This is a genomic window from Microlunatus endophyticus (assembly GCF_014646195.1).
Classification (GTDB): Bacteria; Actinomycetota; Actinomycetes; order Propionibacteriales; family Propionibacteriaceae; genus Microlunatus; species Microlunatus endophyticus.
This window is the reverse complement of sequence record NZ_BMMZ01000012.1, coordinates 144,095-160,069: the sequence shown is the minus strand read 5'-3', so window position 1 is coordinate 160,069 and position 15,975 is coordinate 144,095. Positions and strand designations below refer to the sequence as shown.

Annotated in this window: 13 protein-coding genes; 8 read left to right on the top strand and 5 right to left on the bottom strand. The window is 67.2% G+C overall.

Annotated elements, in window-relative coordinates; genetic code table 11:
- Window positions 1-87 precede the first annotated feature (87 nt).
- The 3 genes from IEY07_RS20000 to IEY07_RS19990 form a co-directional block, all read right to left on the bottom strand.
- Window positions 88-972 carry a phytanoyl-CoA dioxygenase family protein gene (locus tag IEY07_RS20000; protein ID WP_188897159.1) on the bottom strand — a complete coding sequence of 295 codons (885 nt, stop codon included), beginning with the start codon at window positions 970-972 and terminating at the stop codon, window positions 88-90.
- A 160-nt stretch (window positions 973-1,132) separates the two neighbouring features.
- Window positions 1,133-1,528 carry a SecDF P1 head subdomain-containing protein gene (locus IEY07_RS19995; protein ID WP_188897158.1) on the bottom strand — a complete coding sequence of 132 codons (396 nt, stop codon included), beginning with the start codon at window positions 1,526-1,528 and terminating at the stop codon, window positions 1,133-1,135.
- A gap of 303 nt (window positions 1,529-1,831) precedes the next feature.
- On the bottom strand, window positions 1,832-3,418 hold the full coding sequence (locus IEY07_RS19990) for an ATP-dependent DNA ligase (protein WP_229670391.1): 1,587 nt from the start codon (window positions 3,416-3,418) through the stop codon (window positions 1,832-1,834).
- A gap of 225 nt (window positions 3,419-3,643) precedes the next feature.
- Here IEY07_RS19990 and IEY07_RS19985 point away from each other — a divergent pair, with 225 nt between their 5' ends.
- The 6 genes from IEY07_RS19985 to IEY07_RS19960 all read left to right on the top strand — a co-directional run bounded on the left by IEY07_RS19985 (window position 3,644) and on the right by IEY07_RS19960 (window position 10,679).
- Window positions 3,644-5,542: an ABC transporter substrate-binding protein gene (locus tag IEY07_RS19985; RefSeq protein ID WP_229670390.1), complete on the top strand. Its 1,899-nt coding sequence runs from the start codon at window positions 3,644-3,646 to the stop codon at window positions 5,540-5,542.
- 49 nt (window positions 5,543-5,591) lie between these two features.
- Window positions 5,592-6,602, top strand: coding sequence for an ABC transporter permease (locus tag IEY07_RS19980; protein ID WP_188897157.1), 1,011 nt, complete (start codon window positions 5,592-5,594; stop codon window positions 6,600-6,602).
- A gap of 9 nt (window positions 6,603-6,611) precedes the next feature.
- A complete protein-coding gene (locus IEY07_RS19975; protein ID WP_188897156.1) occupies window positions 6,612-7,544 on the top strand; it encodes an ABC transporter permease in 933 nt (310 codons plus the stop codon).
- A complete protein-coding gene (locus IEY07_RS19970; protein ID WP_188897155.1) occupies window positions 7,541-8,677 on the top strand; it encodes an ABC transporter ATP-binding protein in 1,137 nt (378 codons plus the stop codon). The genes IEY07_RS19975 and IEY07_RS19970 overlap by 4 nt, the downstream gene beginning before the upstream one ends.
- Window positions 8,674-9,456 (top strand): ABC transporter ATP-binding protein, encoded by a 783-nt coding sequence (locus IEY07_RS19965; RefSeq protein WP_188897154.1) that lies wholly within the window; start codon window positions 8,674-8,676, stop codon window positions 9,454-9,456. The genes IEY07_RS19970 and IEY07_RS19965 overlap by 4 nt, the downstream gene beginning before the upstream one ends.
- A 122-nt stretch (window positions 9,457-9,578) precedes the next feature.
- Window positions 9,579-10,679, top strand: a complete 1,101-nt coding sequence (locus IEY07_RS19960; RefSeq protein WP_229670389.1) for a sulfite oxidase — start codon at window positions 9,579-9,581, stop codon at window positions 10,677-10,679.
- Here IEY07_RS19960 and pdxR read toward each other — a convergent pair whose 3' ends face one another.
- On the bottom strand, window positions 10,680-12,071 hold the full coding sequence (pdxR, locus tag IEY07_RS19955) for a MocR-like pyridoxine biosynthesis transcription factor PdxR (protein ID WP_188897153.1): 1,392 nt from the start codon (window positions 12,069-12,071) through the stop codon (window positions 10,680-10,682).
- A gap of 79 nt (window positions 12,072-12,150) precedes the next feature.
- Between pdxR and IEY07_RS19950 the strand changes: the two genes are divergently transcribed.
- On the top strand, window positions 12,151-13,194 hold the full coding sequence (locus tag IEY07_RS19950) for an aldo/keto reductase (RefSeq protein ID WP_188897152.1): 1,044 nt from the start codon (window positions 12,151-12,153) through the stop codon (window positions 13,192-13,194).
- A 36-nt stretch (window positions 13,195-13,230) separates the two neighbouring features.
- Here IEY07_RS19950 and IEY07_RS19945 read toward each other — a convergent pair whose 3' ends face one another.
- Window positions 13,231-14,472 (bottom strand): citrate/2-methylcitrate synthase, encoded by a 1,242-nt coding sequence (locus IEY07_RS19945; RefSeq protein WP_229670388.1) that lies wholly within the window; start codon window positions 14,470-14,472, stop codon window positions 13,231-13,233.
- Window positions 14,473-14,608: 136 nt separating this feature from the next.
- Between IEY07_RS19945 and IEY07_RS19940 the strand changes: the two genes are divergently transcribed.
- Complete coding sequence (locus IEY07_RS19940; protein WP_229670387.1) at window positions 14,609-15,766, top strand: citrate synthase/methylcitrate synthase; 1,158 nt, start codon at window positions 14,609-14,611, stop codon at window positions 15,764-15,766.
- Window positions 15,767-15,975: the final 209 nt, after the last annotated feature.

The following is a 15,975-nucleotide window of genomic DNA, read 5'->3' as shown; positions in this document are numbered from 1 at the left end:
CACCCACCACCAACTGCGAGCCGCACCCTGCACACACGGTGCGGCTCGCAGCATCTGGTGCGGCTACGACCGGAGTCTCGAACCGACTCAGGAGGCGGCGAGCCGAGCCTCCTCGGCAGCCTTCATGGCCTGCTGCCGACGGACCCGCTCGGGAATGAGCTGCTCCCTCGACGCGGTCGGACGGAATTCGTACCGGTCGACCCCCAGACCCCGCAGCACGGCCTGCTCGACGAGGGAATGGTCGTCCGGATCCTCGCGGTCGAAGCGCATCGGCTCCCGCAGATGGATCGGCGGATTGGTGATCAGCCTCGGCAGACGGAGCACATTCTGCGCTTTGGCATGAAGGATGTAGGGATGCAGCAGGAAGACGTCCCCGACGCGCCCGGTGGCCTCGTCGAACCGGCTGCACTCGGCAATCAGATCGGAGAAGCCGCTGGGAAGCAGGCCTTCGGGATGATCGGCGAGCCTGCGAGCGACCGGACCGACCGAGTCCGAGGCGACGAAGGTCGCGCCGCCCTGGTGCTGCACGTCGGACCACAACACCAGCGTCAGCAGCCCCTGCTCGGGCGAGTCCAGGAAGTGCCGGAAGAAGTCGCCGTCCTTGTGCCAACCTGGGGCTTGCGGTGACGCGTCGGACCACGGCCTCTCCGCGCCCTCCCAGAGGTTGACGATGAAGGCGTCGGACCAGTTGTACGGGCCGGCCACCCGATCCGCACCGCCGACCAGGTCGCAGGCGGCCTGCCAGGCCCTGGGGGCGAAGCTCGCGACGTCGATCGTCCGGTGCCCCGGCATATGGATCGAGGACTCGGCCCACGTCGTCTTGTCATTCGGGTCGTAACCGAGCCGGGTCCACACGGAGTCGGTGTATTCCGCGGCCGCCTCCGGAGAGAAGCAGTCGTGAACGACAACCCATCCGTTGTCCAGGAAGTGCTGGGCGTCTGCCTCGGTCAGCGCCTGAAATGCCGTTGCCATCGGGAATCCTTACAGTCGGTTCGGTGCGTGCCGGGTGGTCGCCAGACTTTGCCAGGCCGCAGCCCGCGACCCGCTCGGACCGTGCCGATCGGTGGGCCGACTGTGGCTGCACACTGACAGCTTGCCACTCGGCGGACGGAGAGCTGCACCGGTTGCCCCGTCAATGACCGGCCAACTGGTCTGCAACCTTCCGGGCCCGCGCTTCGTCAAATCCCGCCAGGATCAGCTGGATCGAGTCGCCCTTGACGGCGCTCATGACCGCGGGCGCGGCGATCAACTGTCCGTTGGACGGATCCCCGATCATGATCGCCAGATCGTTCCGCGGCGCCGAGAGGCCAGCCAGACGAGTGGTGAGTTCAGCGACGGTGCGGCCGTCCGCAGCATTGAAGGTCAGGTCGATGATCGGCGAGTCGTCCGACGGGAGTTGATAGCTCACCGCTTTCAGCCGGCGGACGGTCAGGCCACTCGGGCCGACGACGAGACAATCAGAGAAGCTCGAGTCCTCGATCGTGTTGGAGGTGCCCGCGTGGCAGACACCGGGCTGGATCGATTTCACGGGGCGGAGCTCCAGCGGAGTGGACAACCGTCTCGTCGCCACGACGCCCGAGGTCGGCCGAGGCGAGGAAGGAAGCGACGAGGGCGGCTCGGACGCGGGCGACGCCGAAGAGGTTGCCGGAGCTGTGGAAGCCGGCGGCCGGCCTCCGACCTGGTGGGCGACGCCGCAGCCGGCCAGTGCGATCGATGCCAGCAGCATTGCCGCCGCGGCGGAGAAGGAAGAGCCGCCACGTCGTTCCGCGGCCCGTCGGCGCGTTCCTTCCTTCACAGCTCCCGAGTCTGTCACCCGAAGGGGTCGAGGCGGTCAGGACCGGCTGACCGGCAACAGCTTCTTGACCGTCGACAGGGTGTCCGCCTCAGCGGCCGACTTGTCCTCGCGGTAACGCAGCACCCGGGCGAAGCGCAATGCCACTCCTCCGGGATAGCGCGTCGAGGTCTGCAGGCCGTCGACGGCGATCTCCGCGACGACCTCGGGACGCAGGTGGACGGTGCCCTGGGTCCGCCGCACCTCGAGCTCCAGGAAGCGTTTCGTCTGCCATTCGAGCATCTCGTCGGTCAGTCCCTTGAAGGTCTTCCCGAGCATGATCAAGTCGTCGGAGTCGTCGGCGCGCGCCGCGAGATGCAGGTTGGAGAGCCAACCCTGTCGGCGGCCGTGTCCCCACTCCGCTGCGATGATCACCAGGTCGAAGGTGTGCCGCGGTTTGACCTTGATCCAGCCGGAGTCCCTGCGGCCGGCGGCGTACGGCGCCTGCGGATTCTTGATCACGACGCCCTCGAACCCGCGCCGCACGACGTCCTCATAGAGATCAACCGCCGGGCCGACCTCCGTGGCCACCAGCCGAGGGACCAACAGCTCGTCCGGCAGCTCGCGTTCCATGATCGCCGAGCGCTCCTGGAGCGGGTGATCAAGCAGGTCCTGATCGTCGATCCGCAGCAGGTCGAAAAAGTACGGTCGCAGCGGCAATCGTTCGCGCCCCGAAAGATCAACCCGGTCGAGGTCCGATCGGGTGGCGGCGCTGGAGGCGATCTGCTGAAAGGTCTCCGGGCTGCCGTCCGGTCGCAATGCGAGCGCCTCGCCATCGAGTACGAGTTGATCTTGTGGCAGGGCCGCGACCATCGACGTCACCAAAGGCAGCCGATCGGTGATCTCGTCCAGGCTCCGGGTGAAGACCCGGACCCGATCGCCGGACTTGTGGACCTGGACCCGGATCCCGTCCAGCTTCGCGTCGACGACGGCCGGCAACCCGGTCTTGGCGAGTGCCTGCGCGACGTCGGGAGCGCTGGCCGCCAGCATCGGCTGGACAGCGATGCCGACCTGCAGGCTGACCCGCTCCAAGGCTGGCAACCCGCCCCGGATCAGCGCACCGGCGGCGGCCGCCGTCGATCCGAGCAGCATCGCTGCCCGCCGGACCGCTTCCTTCGGTACCTCGTACGCAGCGGCCAGTCCGTCCTGGACCGCCGACTCAAGCGCACCTTGTCGCAGCTCACCGAAGACCAGCCCGCTGAGCAGTTGCTGCTCGCCCTCGGTGGCCCGCCCGAAAAGTTCGGCCAGCGCCTGCTGTCGCAGGCCGGCCGACCCCGGACCCGACAGCGCCGCCATCAATTCCATTGAATAGTCAACTTCCTGGGCCGTCAGAACCGGCTCGGCCGCCGGCGCCGGCAACTCCTGCAGCGAACGCCACCCGATCCCCGTCCGCCGCTGCCGCAGCGACCCCGAGAGATAGCTGACGACGATGTCCACGTCGGCGGCAGGAGTCTCTTGCAACACCGTGGCGATGATGTCGCGTTTGACATTGCGGGAGCGGGTCGCGCCGAGATCGCGCCAGGCCCGGACCAGACGATCCAGCGACATCGGTGCCGGGCCCGGTCCGGCCGGCGTTTCTGCGGTCATGCGGAGATTGTCACTGCTGTCGGTGACAGTCGCCACAATTTGATAGCGTGCAGCGATCTTGGTAACAAATCGGCCTTGCAAGTTGACAACCGAACCGCTTAAGCAAAGATGGGGCGCACAGGAACCCATTCGGAGCGGGTCCCTGGGGTGGGGTTTGCGCACGTAACCATCAACATGTCATGGGGTTCGGCCGTTGACCGGCCGTGTTCAAGGAGGAACACAACGATGACGTTTCCGCAGCATCCGAGCACGCCCGATCCGGGCCTCGGAGCGATACCCGATGAGTCCGTTCGGCCGGTCTCGGCCTTCGGGACCGACAATTCGATCAGCACCTTCTCGACCAACCGGCGCAGGTTCCTGTCCTGGGGTGGCCTGGCTGCCGGCGCCGTCATGGTCGGTGGTGTCGCCAGCGCCTGTGGCACCGCACAGACAGGACGCAGCAGTGGCGGCGGCGGTGGGAGCAAGAAGAGCGGCGGCCAGTCGGGGCGCACCGGAGCGACCGCAGACACGGTCTTCATCGCGGGCCTGCAGTGGGATCCGCCCAAGTCGTTCAACCCGCTCGCGGCGTCGACCACCTGGCCGGCCGGGCAGAACCAGCAGCAGTTGATCTTCGAGACCCTGCTGCGCTTCAACCTGGTCAGCGGCGAGCTGGAGCCGGGCCTGGGCAAGGATCCGAAGGACGTCGACAAGCGCACCTACCAGGTCACGCTGCAGGACGGCACCAAGTGGCAGGACGGCCAGGACCTGACCACCGACGACGTGATCTTCACCTTCGAGCTGGCGAAGAAGGCGGCGGTCAGCTACTCCAACGTCTGGGACTATCTGCAGGAGATCAAGGCGGTCGACGACCGCACCCTGCAGTTCATCGCCAAGTCCAAGCCGTTGAACATGATCACGATCAAGAACACGATCGCCGGCACCTACATCCTGCCCAAGCACATCTACGAGCCGTGGGTCAACAACAAGACGGTGACCAGCCAGGCGAATCTGAAGAATCCGGTCGGCAGTGGTCCCTTCCAGGTCCAGCTCGCCGACCAGACCCAGGTCGTGCTCAAGCGCTACGACGACTACTGGGGCAACTCGGTCTTCGGCAAGCCGGCGATGACCAACATCACCCATCCGATCTTCAAGAGCAACAGCGACGGCGACCTCAAGCTGCAATCCGGCGACATCGACGTCAGCCAGCAGTTCACAGCCCAGATCTGGAAGATGTGGGAGGACAAGGGCGCCTCGGTCGGCACCTATCTCAAGGACAAGCCGTACTACATTCCGGGCAACATCCCGCTGCTGCAGATCAACGTCACCAAGAAGGGCCTGGACAACCCGAAGGTCCGGCTGGCGATGGCGTACGCGATCGACTACGCCACCATCGTCGCCACGGCCATGTCGTCCTACTCCGACGTGCCGCAGGCCAGCCTGATCCTGCCGACCGGCTTCGAGAAGACCTACTTCGACCAGGCCGCCGTCGAGTCCCAGGGCTGGAAGTACGACCAGGCCAAGGCCAAGTCGATCCTGGAGGACGAGCTCGGCGCGAAGAAGGGCAGCGACGGGGTCTACAAGCTGAAGGACGGCACCCGCCTCGGCCCGTGGAAGCTGATCACTCCGACCGGGTGGACCGACTGGAACAGTGCCTGCGAGATCGCGGCCAAGAGCCTCAAGGCCGTCGGCTTCGACGTCAGCACTCAGTTCCCCGAGGCCGGCAACGTCACCACCGACGTCCAGAACGGCAACTTCGACCTGGTCTGCTGGAGTGCCTCCGGTGTGAGCCCGGCCAGCCCGTGGAGCCGTTTCCACGACATCCTTGACGACCGGCTCGGCGCACCGATCGGCAAGACCGCCTTCGCCAACTACACCCGCTTCAAGGATTCCCGGATCCCGGCTCTGCTGGATGCGGCCTCCGAGGCGACCACCGACGACGAGCGGAAGACCGCCTACGGCAAGGTCGATGCGATCTACCGCGAGACCGTTCCAGTGATCCCGCTGATGTACCGGCCGCTGGAGTTCTTCGAGTTCAACACCGCGACCTGGACGAACTGGCCGACCGAGTCCAACCCGTACGGGCCGCCCGGTTTCGGCGGCGCGGGCATCGACTGGGTCTTCAAGGTCAAGAAGGCCGGCAGCTAGTCTCGCCCGGCTTGCTCTACCAGCTATCGAAGGGGATACAGGTCGGAGTATGGACTTCGCGAAGTACTTGGGTCGCAAGGCGATCTGGTACGTGATTGCGCTGTTCGTCGCCCTGCTGCTCAACTTCCTGCTCCCCCGCCTGATCCCGGGCAATCCGGTTGACACCATCGTCAGCCAGATGGCCCGGGGTGGCGGGGCGAGCGGTGAGCAGATGAAGGCGATCTATGCGCACTACATGCAGCAGTTCGGGTTGGACAAGCCGATGTGGGAGCAGTTCCTGGTCTACCTCGGCCACCTGGCCCACGGAAATCTCGGCACCTCGTTCTCGCAGTATCCGACCAGCGTCAACTCGCTGGTCGCCCAGGCCTTGCCCTGGAGTATCGCCATCCAGTTGCCCGCGATCTTGATCGGCTGGGTCGTGGGCAACCTGATCGGTGCGGTGGCGGCCTATCGCGGCGGCTGGTTCGACAAGGGCGCGTTCGTCGGCTCGCTGTTCGCGTCGTCGATGCCCTATTACTGTCTGGCGATCGTGTTGTTGTTCGTGGTCGGCGTGCACTTCGGCTTCCTGCCGATCGGTGGCGGCTATTCGTTGGGCCTGACACCGAACCTGTCGCCGTCGTTCTTCGGCGACGCGATCACCTACTGGTGGCTGCCGTTCTGGTCGCTGGTGATCATCTTCGTCGGCGGGCAGGCAGTCGGCATGCGGTCGATGGCGATCTACGAACTGGGCTCGGACTACGTCAACTACGGACGCGGTCTCGGCCTGGGCGACGGCCGGATCGTCCGCTACATCTTCCGCAACGCGATGCTGCCGCAGATCACCGGTCTGGCGCTGTCGATCGGCGGCATGATCGGCGGCGCGCTGGTGACCGAGTTGGTCTTCTCCTATCCGGGGATCGGCACGCTGCTGTTCAGTGCGATCAGCACCAACGACTACCCGCTGTTCTCGTCGATCACCTTGTTGATCACCCTGGCCGTGCTGGCCGCGAACTTCTGTGTGGAGATCGCGTACGGCATCATCGATCCGCGGATCCGCGCGGCCCATAGCGGCGAGCGTTAGGAGGCCACCATGAGATCCATCCATCTGACCCCGCGATTCTGGGTCGCGGCATCGCTGGTGATCTTCACCCTTCTGGTCGGTCTGCTCGGACCGCTGATCATCCATGTCGATCCGCATGCCACCATCGGCGGCCTCTACGACAAGCCCAGCGGCAGGTCGATCGGCATGTGGCTCGGCACCGACAACGCCGGCCAGAGCGTGATCTCCAACCTGGTCAACGGGGTCCGGACCAGTCTCTTCATCGGCCTGGTCGCTGGTGCGATCAGCACCGTGATCGGCCTGGTCTTCGGCCTGGTGGCCGGCTTTCAGGGCGGCATACTCGACGACATCCTGATGGGCGTCACCAATATCGGACTGGCGATCCCGTCCATCGTCGTGGTGATCCTGCTGGCCGACGCCCTCAACGGCAGTACATCCTTCACGCTGGCGATGGTCATCGGCATCACCGGCTGGCCCTGGACGGCACGCGCCGTACGCGCTCAGGCGACCAGTATCCGCAACCGGGAGCACATCGACGTGGCCCGGCTGTCCGGTGCCCGTTGGGTCAGCATCCTGCTGTGGGATGTGTTGCCCTACCTGCTCAGCTACGTCGTGATGGCGTTCGTGTTGCAGATGTCGGGCGCGATCCTGGCCGAGGCGGCGATCTCGATGCTCGGCCTCGGCGCATCCGGTTCGGTCAGTCTCGGCATCATGCTCTACTGGTCTCTGGCCTGGGGCTCGGTACGGACCGGCGCCTGGTGGGCGTTCCTGCCGCCGACGCTGATGTTGACCCTGATCGCCTTCTCGCTGCTGTTGCTGCAGTCCAGCCTGGACGAGGTATTCAACCCGCGACTTCGGCGTGGCCGGTCCCGGCGCCGGCTGGCGGCCGTGGCCGCCGGCACCCAGGCTGCGGTCCCCACCGCAGCCATCGTCGAACCTGTCCTCGAGGGAGACCGATCATGACGGATTCGCCTTCACGGGCCGCCAATGCCAGGACCCGAGCGACAGGGCTCCGGCTCCTCGACGCCCACAACCTCACCGCCGCCTACTACACGCCCGAAGGCAACCGGGTGGTCGCAGTCGACGATGTCTCGATCTCGATCAACGAGGGCGAGGTGCTGGGGATCGCCGGCGAGTCCGGCTGCGGCAAGTCCACCCTCGGCGCGATCCTGTCGCTGACCGCCCGCGAACCACTGGTGGTCGAGGGCGGCACACTCGAGGTCGACGGCAAACAGCAGCGACTCGGTCCGCGGGCCAAGGTGCAACGCACCTGGCGCGGTTCGGTCGTCTCACTGCTCCCGCAGGGCGCGATGAATTCGATCAGCCCGACGATGCGGGTCCGCGACCTCGTCTTCGATGTGATGCGGGCCCATGACCGCGGCGTCAAACGCTCCGAGGCGTTGGACCGCGCCCGCGACCGGTTCGAGGAGCTCGGGCTGCCCGCCCGGGCGCTGGACGCCTACCCGCACCAGCTGTCCGGCGGCATGAAACAGCGCGTGGTGACAGTGATCTCCACCCTGCTGAATCCGCGGCTGCTGATCGCCGACGAACCCACCTCGGCGCTGGACGTATCCAGCCAGAAGGCCCTCATCGACATGCTGCTGCAGATGCTGGACAACAAGATCATGTCCGGCGTCGTGTTCATCACCCACGACCTGCCAGTGCTGCGTACGGTCTCCAACCGGATCGCGGTCATGTACGCCGGCAAGATCGCCGAGATCGGCGACGCCGAACAGATCGCCTCCGAGCCACGGCACCCGTATTCGGCAGCCCTGCTGGGATCGGTACTGGTCCCCGAACCAGGCTTCCGGAACAAACGCGTCAAGGGCATCCCCGGCTCTCCGCCGAATCTGCTCAACCCGCCATCGGGTTGCCGATTCCATCCTCGGTGCGGGCTGGCGATGGACGTCTGCACGAAAGAGGAACCGCCGGAAGTCGGCGACGTGCTTCGCTTCTCCTCCTGCTTCTGGACCCAGCAGAATCCAGGCACTCCAGTGCCCCTGGACCGGGTGATCCCCTCCGAGGAGGCCACCATGGTCGAGACTGACCGCGAGCTGGCCGACCAGCTGGCCGGGGCCGAGGAAGGTGCCCGATGAGCGATCCCAAAGTCATCTTCCGCGGCACCGGTGTCACCCGCCGGTTCGGCCGCGGCAAGAATCTGGTCGAGGCCGTCAAGAATGTCGACTTCACCCTCACCGAGGGACAGATCACCACCGTCGTCGGCGAGAGCGGTTCCGGCAAGTCGACCCTGGCCCGGATGGTGCTGCGGCTGCTGCCGGTCAGCGAAGGCACCCTCGAATTCAACGGCACCGACGTCACCACCATCACCGGCAGTGCCCGCGCCGACTACTGGAAAGACGTCCAAGCGGTCTTCCAGGACCCGTTCAGCGCATTCAACCAGTTCTTCACCGTGCGCCGACTGCTCAGCCGGTCCTTCCGACTACTCGGCGAACGCGCCGCCGCCGAAGCCCGCATGGAGGAGGCACTCAACCACGTCGGCCTCTTCGGCGCCGACGTTCTGGATCGCTTCCCCCACCAGCTCTCCGGCGGACAGCGGCAGCGGGTGATGATCGCCCGAGCGCTGATGATGCAGCCCAAACTGCTGATCGCCGACGAGGCGACCTCGATGCTTGACGCGTCCTTGCGGGTCAACATCCTCAACGTGCTCACCGATCTGCGAGACACCCTCGGGATGACGATCCTCTTCATCACCCACGACATCGGCCAAGCCAACTACATCGCCGACCAGGTCCTCGTCATGGAACACGGCGAGATGGTCGAACAAGGACCGGCCGACAAAGTGATCTTCGATCCGCAGCACGAATACACCCGCCGGCTGCTCAGCGACGTGCCGCGGCTCAACCAGTCTGCCTAGTCGCGGGGTGCACCTTCCCGGCGATGCTAGCGTTACGGCGTCGAGGTGATCAGTCCATGGGACCTGTGACAGCGACGAGCCGAAGCAGATGATCGACAGATCGGCAGCGTAAGGTGCCGACCGTGCACGATGTCCCACCGGATCCGCACTCCGTGCGTAAACCGTTGCCCGATGACCTCGTCGTCCGGCAGGACAACGGCGCCGAGTCGCGGTGGGAGACCATGTGGCAGGGCGTTGAGCAGCAGTCCGACACCCCGACCGACCGGTTCTTCGTCCGCAACCACACGGCCACCCCGCTGATCGACAGCTCGACCTGGAGCCTCAAGCTGTACGGGACGGGCCTGCGGGGCACCCCGGATCGTACGGCTCCGGTCACGATCGACTACGACCAGCTGCGGTCGCTGCCGCGAACAACACAGCGAATCCTGCTGGAATGCACCGGCAACGGTCGCTCGCTCTTCGTCGACCAGCAGGGCGAGCCGGCACCGCCGGGCACGTCCTGGGGTCTCGGCGCGGTCGGCACGGCCACCTGGACCGGCGTCTCGTTGCGCACCCTGCTCGAACAGGCCGGCATCACCGACCAGGCGACCTGCCTGCTGCCGATCGGGCTGGACGGCGACTTCTCCGACGAGGGCGTCCACCATGGCCCGGTACGCCGCCCGCTACCGGTCAGCAAGGCGATGGACGACGTACTGGTCGCCTACGAGATGAACGGCGAGCCGCTGTTGCCCGATCACGGTTTCCCGGCCCGGCTCGTGGTGCCGGACTGGGTCGGCATCGCCTCGATCAAGTGGCTCGGGGAGATCGAGGTGTCGACCACCCCGTTGCACTCACCCTGGGACTCCACGTACTACGTCATGGACGGTGAGCCGCTGACCGAGCTGGTCCCCAAGAGCGTGCTGGAGTTGGCCCGGAACGCTCCGCTGCGAGCCGGCGAGCGGCATCAGCTGCGCGGTCGGGCCTGGTCCGGCGGTGACAAGATCATCTCGGTCGAGGTCAGCGTCGACGACGGCCGGAGCTGGCAGCAGGCCGAGTTGACCGACGACGGTCCGTGGATGCGCTGGCAGGTCGACTGGCGTCCCGATGCCGACCAGCGCGGGCCGCACACGATTCTCAGCCGGGCCACCGATGCGGCCGGGCGACGGCAACCGGACCGTACGCCCCTGAATCCGCGCGGTTATCTCTTCGGCGCCGTCGTCCGGCATCCGGTGATGGTCATCTGATCATGCTCCGCGGATGGCAGCGGCGAGCCGCCCGATCGCCTCGTTCTCCCTGTCCTCACGCAGATTTCCGTAACCGATCACGAGAGCGGACGGCAGGTCGGCCGCCAGTCGGTATCGGTCCAGCGGCGCGACACCGACGTCGTTGCCTGCGGCCCGGCGGACCACCGCGGCGACATCGACCCCCTGCGGCAGTTCCATGATCAGCTGTGTCCCGGCCGCCATCCCCGAGATCGTGCAATCGGGAAGCATCGCGGTGATCGCCGACACCAGATTCTCCCGCCGTCGGCGATAGCTGGTCCGCAGGGCGCGCAGGTGTCGCTCGTACCAGCCCTCGGCGATCATGATCGACAACGCCTCGAAGCCGAACACCGACGGCCCGGTCCCGGCGTCCAGCCCGTCGGCCAGGATTCGCATGATCAACCATTGCGGCAGGATGGCCCATCCGACGTTGATCATCGGCCCCAGTGATTGTGACACCGACCCGACCAGCACGACCCGGTCCGGGGCCATCCCCTGCAGGCTGCCGACCGGCCTGCGGTCATAGCGGAATTCGGCGTCGTAGTCGTCCTCGATGATCACGCCGTCCACCCGGTCCGCCCACTTGATCAACTCCAGCCGCCGGTCCGGCGACAGCGCCACCCCGAGGGGGAACTGGTGCGTCGGCGTGCAGAGCACGACCCGGACATCCGGATGATCATCGAGCTCCCGCACCCGCAGACCCTGGTCATCGACGCCGATCGGGACCATTTCGAGCCCAGCACGCTCGGCGGTGTCCCGCAACCCGGACCAGGAAGGATCCTCGACCCCGATCCGGCGGTGGCTGAGCGTGTGCAGCACCCGGGAGATCCAGCCGACCGACGCTCCGGCGCCGGTGGTGATCACGACCTGGGTCGGGTCCTCGCGGACCTGCCGGGCGCGCAGCAGGTAATCGGTCAGCACCGTCCGCGCCGACAGCGTCCCGACCGGGCTGCGGTCGGCCAGCATCGCCGTCGGTCGATCCATCACGGCCCGCCGGTACGCCTCCAGCCACCGAGTACGCGGAAACATCGACACGTCGCCGAATCCGGGAGTCAGGTCGTACCGCGGCCGCGGGCGGCTCGGTGGCGGCCCGAGCGGGCCCAGCGGCGCCACCCCGCCGAGGTCACGCACCGTGGTCGCCGACCCGGTCGTCGCCTGTAGGTAGCCTTCGGCGACCAACTGTCCGTACGCCTCGGTCACCACCCAGCGACTGCACCCGAGCTCGGCGGCCAGCAGCCGGCTCGGCGGCAGCGCTGCCCCCGGCGCCAGGGAGCCCGCACGCACCGCGTCCCGGAGCGCGGTCGCCAACCGTTGTGTGAGCGGACCGTCCGGCCCCAGCTCCAGGGTCAGCCCGGCGGCAGTCAGCTGTGTCATCCCTGCCCCCCATTGGTCTGGTATTTCGGCTACGGATTGGCACGGGTTTCCAGACCAATCAAATCCTACGGTTACCGTCATGGAGACACGCATTCTGCATAGCGGACAGACCGACCTCGAGGTGTCCGCGCTCTGCCTGGGCATCATGAATCTTGGCGTCCGCGAGGACGAGGAGACGTCGTTCGCGATCCTCGACCGCTTCTACGGGAGTGGTGGCCGCTTCGTGGACACCGCCAACAACTACGGCGACTGGACCCCTGAACTGGGCTCGGTCGGCGGCGACAGCGAACGGGTCCTCGGCCGCTGGCTCGCCAGCCGCAAGGTCGCCGACGAGGTCGTGATCGCGACCAAATGCGGTGCTGGGCCGCTGGCGCCGGACCGGCCGCTGAGCGGTGTCCCGCCGACCAACTACGAAGGTCTGGCTCCCGAGGTGGTCCGCCGTGAGCTGACCAAGAGCCTGGCCAATCTCGGCGTCGAGCGGATCGGCGTCTACTACGGGCACGTCGACGACCGGAACCGCGACATCACCGAGACGGCCGACCTCTTCTCCGCCCTGGTCGACGAAGGACTGATCCAGGTGCCCGGCATCTCCAACACCGCCACCTGGCGGCTGGCGATCGCCCGGGAGCACAGCCGCAGCCACGACCGGGCCGAATTCGGCGCCTGGCAACAACAACACTCGATCTACTGGCCGGCACCGGGCGCCGCGACGGACGGCGTAGTCTCCCCCGAGGCGGTCGACTACGCCGCCGACCAGCCGGGTCTGACGATCACGACCTACTCGCCGCAGCAAGCAGGTCAGCTGGTCAGGCCGTGGATGGACTTCCGGGATCCCTACGACCACCCGGGCAGTCACGCCCGGCTGCAGCTGGTGCACCGGATCGCCCATGATCATGGTGCGACCGCCAACCAGGTCGTGATGGCCTGGCACCTCAGTGGTCCGCGCAGCACCGTCGTCAACCGCGCCGGCAACAGTACGACGCCGCTGGCCGACCTGCCGGATCGTCCGGCGGCGATGCTGCCGATCTTCGGCGCGAGCTCGGTCGACCAGGTCGACGAGGCCGTCGCAACGCTGGATCTCGAGCTCAGCGAGGAAGAGCTGGCCGAGCTCGACGGCCGGTGACCACCTCCCCCGACCCAGCCCGGCCCCGGTTGGACGTCACGGCCCCACGTAGCGGCCGACCGGGCGAAGCCGAAGCGGCGTCTGCCGGTATTCGTCGATCGCGTGCGCGATCCAGCCACCGATGCGCGCGATGCTGAAGATCACCTCGCCGGCGTCCTCACCCATTCCGGCGGCGAGCGCCAGCGTCGCCAGGCCAAGATCGACATTGCGGAAGATCACACCCTTGTCGGCGACGATTCCGGACACCGCTGCAGCCGCATCCAGGGCCGGCTCGGCACCCTCCAGGCCGGCGAGCAGCTCGAAGATCAACTCGGCCCGGGGGTCGGCCGCGCGGTAGATCCGATGTCCGAAGCCGGGCACCCCGGCGCGTCCGCCGGCCAGCATCCGGGCGATCACCGTCCGGGCATCGTCGCCTGCCCGGACTGCCGACAGCATCCGGTACGCCGCCCGGCTGGCATTGCCGTGCAGCGCGGAATCCAGAGCTCCCAGCCCACTGAGCACGACCGCGTACGGATCGGCCCGCGCCGAGGCCGCGGTCCGCGCCGCCATCGTCGAGGCGGCAAGATCATGATCGACCAGCAGCACCAGTGCAGCTCGGACGCAGTCCGCGAGCTGGCGGGGCGCGTCCGGGTTCCCGGTCAGAGCTGCTGCCAACTGGTCGGCGAGGTCCGGTTGATCATCGCGATGGATGACCGACCCGCGATCGTCCAGACCGGCGGTCAGCGTCGCCAACAGGGCACCGACGCGGACCGCGACCGACTCCGGGGCCAGCACCTCGCGCAGCGGATCGGCCCCGGCGATGACCGGGACCATCACCTGCACCCGGTCGGACAACCGGGCCCCGGCCGGCAGCGCGGTCAGCACCGGGCGTACGGCTTCGATCGCGCCCGGCAGTGGCCGGAACCGGACCGGGTCAGCGAAGTCACCAGTCCAGAGCCAGTGGCAGACCGTCTCGAACCGGGTCGTCCGTGCCAGCTCGGTGACCGATCGGCCGCGGTAGTAGAGCTCGTCGTCCTCGATCAGAGTGACGTCGGTGTCGATCGTGATCTGCGGACCTGCCGCTGCCCGCCCGTCGCGGATCACCACCGTGGGGCGATCGGGCGCCGAGCGCCGCCTGGCAGCCGCGAACCGCTCCACCTCGACCGGATCGAACGTCGAACCACCGGATGTCCGCACCCGGCCGAGCAGGCCGCGCGAGACATAGGCGTACAGCGTCTCGGGCTTGACACCCAACCGGGCCGCAGCCTCAGCCGCTGTCCAGCGTGTGGATTCGGTCACAACCCGGGCCGCCTCCCGCGTGCGATGGGCTGACATTGATTCGATCAATATTGATCAACTCGAGAGTCAAGTATGACAGTGGAGATCACATCAGCAGAAGGCCGAGTGGGAGGTCGAAGTGTCAGCAGTAACGCCCGTGACCCGGGACCGCATGGACGACAGCCTCATCGACGTACCGCCCGGTCTGGCCGGCGTCGTCGCTGCCGAGACCGCTCTCGGGGACGTTCGCGGCTTGGAAGGCTTCTACCATTACCGCCAGTATTCTGCGGTCGAGCTGGCGACGAGGAAGCCGTTCGAGGACGTCTGGCACCTGATGATCAACGGCACCCTTCCCGACGCCGCCCAGAGCGAAGCATTCGCGGCGTCGGTCCGACCCGCCCGAGAGCTGCCGGAAGCGGTCGCGGCGGAGCTGCCGACGATCGCCCGGCTCTCACGTGGATCGGACGCGCTCGGCGGACTGCGAGCCGCCTTGGCGCTCGCCTCATCGGCGTACGGCTTCGTCCCGCTCTACGACCAGCAGCCCGACGAGCGCGTCACTGCGGCGCTGACCGTCGGGGCGATCACGCCGGTGCTGCTGACGGCCCTGCACCGGCTGCACCATGATCAAGAGCCGATCGCACCGCGAGCCGATCTTGATCATGCCGCCAACTACTACTGGATGCTGACCGCCCAGGAACCTGACGAGCAGCAGTGGCGGGCGATCAATGCGTACTTGATCTCCACCATCGATCACGGTTTCAACGCCTCGACCTTCACCGCCCGGGTGATCGCCTCGACCGGTGCCGATCTGGGCGCCTGCGTGCTGGGTGCCCTCGGATCTCTGTCCGGTCCGCTGCACGGCGGCGCGCCGAGCCGCGCCCTGGACACCCTGGACGCGATCGGCACACCGGAGCGGATCGACCCGTGGGTCCGCGAGGCGGTGAGCTCGGGTCGACGGATCATGGGATTCGGCCATCCGGTCTATCGGACAGAGGACCCGCGCTCGGCGATGCTGAAGGAACTCGCCCGGGGGTTCGGCGGCTCGATGGTCGACTTCGCGATCGCTACCGAGGAGGGCGTCCTACAGGTGCTCGACGAGCTCAAGCCGGGCCGGGCGCTGCGGACCAACGTCGAGTTCTATGCCGGTGTCGTGATGGAGCTCTGCGGGATCCCGCGGCAGATGTTCACCCCGACCTTCGCCACCGCCAGGGTGGTCGGCTGGACGGCTCACATCCTGGAGCAGGCGGCCGGGTCCAAGATCATCCGCCCGTCCTCCCGCTACGTCGGTCCGCCACCTCCCCAGCCCTTCGACTGACTCCGGCAACAACAACCCGGCAACAACAACCCGGCGACGACAACCGGCGACGACAACCGGCGACGACAACCGGCGACGACAACCGGCGACGACAACCGGCGCTTGGATCCTGGTGGTGGTTGGGTACCATTTCGGCTCACCATGAAGGAGCCTCCCAGTCCCCATCCCACGACGACCTCAGCGGCCGCTGATCCAGCGGTCGGACCGCG